The following is a 6,423-nucleotide window of genomic DNA, read 5'->3' as shown; positions in this document are numbered from 1 at the left end:
GAGATCGACGGCCCGCTTCGCGCCGAGCTTGCGCGGCGCGCCGCCGCCATCGACCTCGCGCGCCTCGCCTGGAACGACGAACTCATCGCCGAGCGCCGCGCGCCCCAGGTGACGCTTTCCGGTCTTCGCGTGACGCCGCCGCCCGGCGCCTTCCTTCAGGCGACGGCCGAAGGCGAGGCGGCGCTCGTCCGCCTCGTCCTCGAAGCGGTGGGCGAGGCAAAGCGCGTCGCCGATCTCTTTGCCGGTTGCGGCACCTTCACCGCCGCGCTTGCAAGGCGCGCCGCCGTTCTCGCCGTCGAGGGCGAGAAGGTGCAACTCGCGGCGCTCGACCGCGCCCTGCGGGCACAGGGGCCGGCGCTTGGCCTCAAGCCCGTCGCGCTTCTCGCCCGCGATCTTTTCCGCCGCCCGATGGTCCCATCCGACCTCGAAAAGGTCGATGCCGTCGTCTTCGATCCGCCACGGGCGGGTGCCGCCGCGCAGGCGGAGATGCTCGCGCGTTCCTCCGTGCCGCTCATAGTCGCCGTCTCCTGCAATCCGGCCACTTTCGCGCGGGATGCGCGCCTCCTCGTCGATGGCGGCTACAGGCTTTCGCGCGTAACGCCGGTGGACCAATTCCTCTGGTCGCCCCATATTGAACTCGTCGGTCTGTTCCGAAGGGAGTGAAGACATGGCAGGCCCGCTTTCGCTCATCGGCTATGGCGTAGGGCAGGGCGCGCGCGTCGCCTGGTATGCGGGCCACTATCTCGCGCTCAGCCGCATGCGCGGGCCGCTCGTGCCGCCGGGCGAGGAGCCAGTTTCAGTCAAGGGCAGGGTGCCGGGCTGGCGCGCCATCGCGGCCGGCATGCGCGATCTCTTCGAGCGCGACTGGAGGAACATCGAGGCGGGGCTCTACCGCGCGCCGGAGGGCCTGCTTCCGCCGTCGAGAGCGATCGCCGCGAGCCGGCTTTTTTTCAGGGACGCGCGCAAGGTCGATGAGCGCCGTCTCTCGCGCCGTCATTCGGAAGTTCTCACCGAGGAATTGCGCGGCCGCTATCCGCGCTACTATCTCCAGAATTTCCACTATCAGACTGGCGGCTGGTTTTCGGAGGAATCGGCGAGGCTCTACGACACGCAGGTCGAGGTGCTCTTTTCCGGCACCGCCGATGCGATGCGCAGGCAGGCGCTGGTGCCGCTCGCCGCGCATTTCAAGGGCCGCGATCAGCGCGAGCTTCGTCTGCTCGATGTCGCTTGCGGCACGGGCCGCTTTCTCGAAGAGGTGGCGGCGAACTATCCCCGCCTCAATGTGACGGGTCTCGATCTCTCGCCCGCCTATGTGGCGGAGGCTCGCAAGCGGCTCGCGCGGCGGCGGTCGGCATCCATCGTTGAAGCCAATGCCGAAGCCATGCCCGCCGATGCGGCGTCGCAGGACGCCGTCACCTGCATCTATCTCTTCCATGAATTACCGCCCGCCATCCGGCCCGTCGTCGCGCGCGAGATCGCGCGGGTGCTGAAGCCCGGCGGCGTCGCCATCGTCATCGATGCGCTGCAGACGGGCGACCGGCCCGACTATGACGGGCTGCTCGAATTCTTCCCCATCGGTTTCCACGAACCCTATTTCAGCTCTTACCTGTCGGAGGATTTCGCTGCGCTTTTCGCGCGCGAGGGGCTGGCGCTTGAGAGCGTGGAACGGGCCTTTCTCTCGAAGATCATGTGCTTCAGCAAGGGGGGCGGCTGATGACACTCGGAAGCCTATTGGCGCGCTACACGGTTTTCGGTCTCTGCATATTCATCACGCTGCTGACGTTTCCGTTTCTTTCGTCGGCGGGCTGGCTCTGGCCGTTGACGCTGCTTGCGGGCGCGCTTTCGCTTCTTGGAATTTACGATCTCGCGCAGCGGCGGCACGCGGTCCGACGCAACTATCCCATCATCGGCAATATCCGCTATCTCGTGGAGGAGATCAGGCCGGAGATCCGCCAGTATCTTCTCGAAGGCGATGACGACAAGCTGCCCTATTCGCGCGCGCAGCGCTCGCTCGTCTATCAGCGCGCGAAGGATACGGTGAGCGAAAGCCCCTTCGGCACGCTTCTCGACGTTTACGGCAATGGCTATGAATTCATCGGCCATTCCTCGCGCCCGGCGCTCGATGTCGATCCGGCGCGTTTCCGCATCACGATCGGCGGGCCGCAATGCACCGAGCCCTATTCGGCTTCGGTCTTCAATATTTCGGCGATGAGCTTCGGCGCCCTGAGCGCCAATGCCATTCGCGCGCTCAACAAGGGCGCGAAGATGGGCGGTTTCGCGCATGACACGGGCGAAGGCGGTATCAGCCCCTATCACCGCGAATTTGGCGGCGATCTCATCTGGGAAATCGGCAGCGGCTATTTCGGCTGCCGCACGCGGGACGGCCGGTTCGACCCCGAGCGGTTCGCGCGCGAGGCGCAATCTCCGCAAGTGAAGATGATCGAGATCAAGCTCAGCCAGGGCGCGAAACCCGGCCATGGCGGCATTTTGCCCAAGGGCAAGGTCTCTGCCGAGATCGCGCTGACGCGCGGCGTCGAGGAGGGCAAGGAATGCGTGTCGCCCGCGCGCCATTCCGCTTTCTCGACGCCGGTCGAGATGATGCAGTTCATCGCCCGCCTGCGCGAGCTTTCAGGCGGCAAGCCCGTCGGCTTCAAGCTCTGCCTCGGCCATCCCTGGGAGTTCATGGGGATCGTCAAGGCGATGCTCGAAACCGGCATCCTTCCCGATTTCATCGTGGTGGACGGCGCCGAGGGGGGAACGGGTGCCGCGCCCGTCGAATTCACCGATCATATCGGCGTGCCGATGCGCGAGGGGCTGCTCTTCGTTCACAACGTGCTTGTCGGCGCCGGCTTGCGCGACCGCATCAAGATCGGCGCGGCGGGCAAGGTGGTGAGCGCCTTCGATGTGGCGAGCACGCTTGCGATCGGCGCCGACTGGGTCAATGCCGCGCGCGCTTTCATGTTCGCCATCGGCTGCATCCAGTCGCGGAGCTGCCACACAAATCGCTGTCCGACAGGCGTCGCGACGCAGGACCCGCTGCGCCAGCGTGCGCTCTATGTGCCGGACAAGGCCGAGCGCGTCTTCAACTATCACCGCAACACGGTTCGGGCGCTGGCCGAAATTCTCGCTTCGGCGGGGCTCGAACATCCGGACCAGCTCGGGCCGCATCATCTCGCGCGGCGCACCAGCAACACCGAGATCAGGCTCTTCTCGCAGATCCATTATTTCGCGCGGCCGGGAGAGTTGCTCGATAGCGAGGCGGGAAGCGAGTTCTTCCGCGAGAGCTGGCGCATGGCGCGGGCGGACAGTTTCGATCCCGCCCGCCTTTGAGCACGCTTAGCCGATCTGGCCGCGATGACGCAGCAGATGGTCGGCGAGCACGCAGGCGACCATCGCCTCGCCCACCGGAACGGCGCGGATGCCGACGCAAGGGTCGTGGCGGCCCTTGGTCACGATCTCGGTTTCCTCGCCCGCCTTCGTGATCGTCCTGCGGGGCTGGAGGATCGAGGAAGTGGGCTTCACCGCGAAGCGCGCGACGATGTCTTGGCCCGACGAGATGCCGCCCAGAATTCCGCCTGCATGGTTCGAGGTGAAATAGGGGCCTTCATTGCCTATGCGGATTTCATCGGCGTTTTCCTCGCCCGAGAGCGCGGCCGACGCGAAGCCGTCGCCGATCTCGACGCCCTTGACCGCGTTGATGCTCATGAGCGCCGCCGCAAGATCGGCGTCGAGCTTCCCATAGATGGGCGCGCCGAGCCCCGCCGGCACGCCTGAGGCGACGATCTCGATCACGGCGCCGCAGGACGAGCCCGCCTTGCGCACGCCGTCGAGATAGTCTTCCCAATTCGCCGCCGCCTTCGCGTCGGGGCACCAGAAGGGATTGTTCTCCGTCTCGTCCCAGTTCCAGTTGGCGCGGTCGATCCTGTGCGGCCCCATCTGCACCAGCGCGCCGCGGATCGTCACGCCGTCGAGGATTTTCCGCGCGATGGCGCCCGCGGCGACGCGCGCCGCCGTTTCGCGGGCGGATGAGCGCCCGCCGCCGCGATAGTCGCGAATGCCGTATTTCGCCATATAGGTGAAGTCGGCATGGCCGGGACGGAACTTGTCCCTGATGTCGCCATAGTCCTTGGAGCGCTGATCGACATTCTCGATCATGAGCGAGATCGGCGTGCCGGTCGTCACCTCGCCGCCCGTCTCGTCGTCCTGAAACGTGCCGGAGAGGATTTTCACCTCGTCGGGCTCGCGGCGCTGCGTCGTGAAGCGCGACTGGCCGGGCTTGCGCCGGTCGAGATAGAACTGGATGTCCTCCGCCTTCAGCGGAATGCGTGGCGGCGTTCCGTCGACCACGCAGCCGAGCGCCGGCCCGTGGCTTTCGCCCCAGGTGGTGACGCGGAAGAGTGTGCCGAAGGTGTTGTAGGACATGGAGCCTTCAGACGATGCTGATGTCGGGCGCGTCCTCGGCCTTCATGCCGACGACGTGATAGCCCGCGTCCACATGATGCACTTCGCCGGTGACGCCCGAGCCGAGATCGGAGAGGAGGTAGAGCGCGGTGTTGCCGACTTCCTCGATCGTGACAGTGCGCTTCAGCGGCGAGTTGAGTTCGTTCCACTTCAGGATGTAGCGGAAATCGCCGATGCCGGAGGCGGCAAGCGTCTTGATCGGCCCGGCCGAGACGGCGTTGACGCGGATATTGTTGCGGCCGAGATCGACGGCGAGATAGCGCACGCTCGCCTCGAGCGCGGCCTTCGCCACGCCCATGACGTTGTAATGCGGGATCACCTTCTCCGAGCCGTAATAGGTGAGCGTCACGATCGAGCCGCCATCCGTCATCAGCTTCTCGGCGCGCTGGCAGAGCGCGACGAAGGAATAGCAGGAGATCGCCATGCTCGCGGTGAAATTGTCGAGCGTGGTGTCGACATAGCGGCCGTCGAGTTCTTCCTTGTTGGAATAGGCGATGGCGTGGACGAAGAAGTCGATCTTGCCCCAGTCGCGCTTCAGCGTCTCGAAGACGGCATCCATGCTCGCCGCATCGGTGACGTCGCAGGGCAGGATATGTTTTGACCCCACCGACTCGGCGAGCGGCATGACGCGCTTCTGCAGCGCCTCGCCCTGATAGGTGAAGGCGATCTCGGCGCCCTGATCGGCGCAGGCCTTGGCGATGCCCCAGGCGATCGAGCGGTTGTTGGCGACGCCCATGATGAGGCCCCGCTTTCCGGCCATCAGGCCACCGCCGGTTCTGGCGGATTGTGTCTCGGTGATGGCGTCGCTCATCGCGTCCTCGTCTCGTTCGCTTTAGCCTCGAAAGTCGCGCGCATCCTACACAATAGGCCGTAACGGTCCACCAAAAAGCCGGGACATGGGCCCGTGTCGCGCCCGATTTCGCCGCGTTGTCAATAGCTTGCGTCCGGCGTGCCTATGGCTCCTGGCGCGGCTTGTGGGCAAGCCCCGCAGCCCATCCGGCCGCAAAGTCACGAAGCGCATCGTCCTGCGGCTCGGGGAGCGCGAGTTCGAGCGTTACATACTGGTCGCCGGGCTCCGTCCCCTCCGGCGCGATGCCCTTGCCCTTGAGGCGGAGCCGCGTGCCGCTGTTCGAGCCCTTGGGCACCGAGAGCGTCACCGGCCCGTGGATCGTCGGAACCTCGATTCTCGCGCCCAGAACCGCTTCGGGAAGCGAAACCGGGCAGCGCAGCAGAATATCGAGCCCGCGCCGCTCGAATTGCGGATGCGGCTCGACCGAAACGGTGACGAGCGCGTCGCCCGCGGCCGCGCCTCCATGTCCCTCGCCGCCCTGTCCGCGCAGCCTGATCTGGCGGCCATCCTCGATGCCGGCGGGAATCTGCACATCGAGCGTCTTGCCGCTTGCGAGCGCCACTCGCTTCCTCGCGCCGCATGCGGCTTCGAGAAAGGAAACGGCGAGGCGATAGGTCCGATCCTCGCCACGGGCGCGGAACACCCGCTTGCCGGCGCTGCGGATGCCCTCGAAGAGCTCCGAGAAGATTTCCTCCCTGGTTCCCGTCGGCTCGGCGCTCGCCGCATCGTTGTCGAAGCGGCGTGCCGTCTTGCGGGCCGCGCGCGCGAAGGGGGCTTCCTCGAATGCGCCTTGCCTCGCCGCCTGCTCCTTGCGTGCTCCACGTGCCCGCTGCTGGCGCTCCTGATCGAAGCGCGCGCGAGCGCCCGCATCCTTCAGGAGGTTGTAGGCGGCCGTCACTTCCTGGAAGCGCGATTGCGCATGCGCATCGTTCCCCTTCGCATGGGCGTCGGGGTGATAGGTCTTTGCCAGCCGCCGATAGGCGGATTTGATTTCCGCCGCGCCCGCATCGGGCGCAAGGCCGAGAATTTCGTAAGGGTCGCGCAAGCGCTCGCTCCTGAAACCGGAAAGCCGAGGATAGGCCGCCGCCGATACGAATTCGTTAACCGTTCAA

Annotated in this window: 6 protein-coding genes; 3 read left to right on the top strand and 3 right to left on the bottom strand. The window is 66.0% G+C overall.

The features are described 5' to 3' along the window. The 3 genes from WBG82_RS12010 to WBG82_RS12000 all read left to right on the top strand — a co-directional run. The coding region (locus WBG82_RS12010) for a class I SAM-dependent RNA methyltransferase (RefSeq protein WP_424424760.1) at nucleotides 1-663 on the top strand (663 nt) is incomplete at its 5' end. 4 nt (nucleotides 664-667) lie between these two features. Continuing rightward, nucleotides 668-1,714 (top strand): class I SAM-dependent methyltransferase, encoded by a 1,047-nt coding sequence (locus WBG82_RS12005; RefSeq protein WP_424424759.1) that lies wholly within the window; start codon nucleotides 668-670, stop codon nucleotides 1,712-1,714. Next, a complete protein-coding gene (locus WBG82_RS12000) occupies nucleotides 1,714-3,330 on the top strand; it encodes an FMN-binding glutamate synthase family protein (RefSeq protein WP_424424758.1) in 1,617 nt (538 codons plus the stop codon). The genes WBG82_RS12005 and WBG82_RS12000 overlap by 1 nt, the downstream gene beginning before the upstream one ends. Before the next feature lie 6 nt (nucleotides 3,331-3,336). Here WBG82_RS12000 and aroC read toward each other — a convergent pair whose 3' ends face one another. The 3 genes from aroC to WBG82_RS11985 all read right to left on the bottom strand — a co-directional run bounded on the left by aroC (nucleotide 3,337) and on the right by WBG82_RS11985 (nucleotide 6,356). After that, nucleotides 3,337-4,422: a chorismate synthase gene (aroC, locus tag WBG82_RS11995; RefSeq protein ID WP_424424757.1), complete on the bottom strand. Its 1,086-nt coding sequence runs from the start codon at nucleotides 4,420-4,422 to the stop codon at nucleotides 3,337-3,339. Between the two features lie 7 nt (nucleotides 4,423-4,429). Beyond that, entirely contained in the window at nucleotides 4,430-5,272 is an 843-nt protein-coding gene (gene fabI, locus WBG82_RS11990; RefSeq protein WP_424424756.1) for an enoyl-ACP reductase FabI, read from the bottom strand. Nucleotides 5,273-5,414: 142 nt separating this feature from the next. After that, entirely contained in the window at nucleotides 5,415-6,356 is a 942-nt protein-coding gene (locus tag WBG82_RS11985; RefSeq protein WP_424424755.1) for a DnaJ C-terminal domain-containing protein, read from the bottom strand. Nucleotides 6,357-6,423: the final 67 nt, after the last annotated feature.

This window comes from Parvibaculum sp., from assembly GCF_049671045.1.
Classification (GTDB): domain Bacteria; phylum Pseudomonadota; class Alphaproteobacteria; order Parvibaculales; family Parvibaculaceae; genus Parvibaculum.
Note: the sequence above shows the minus strand (reverse complement) of the source record. Positions and strands in the feature narration are given on the sequence as shown.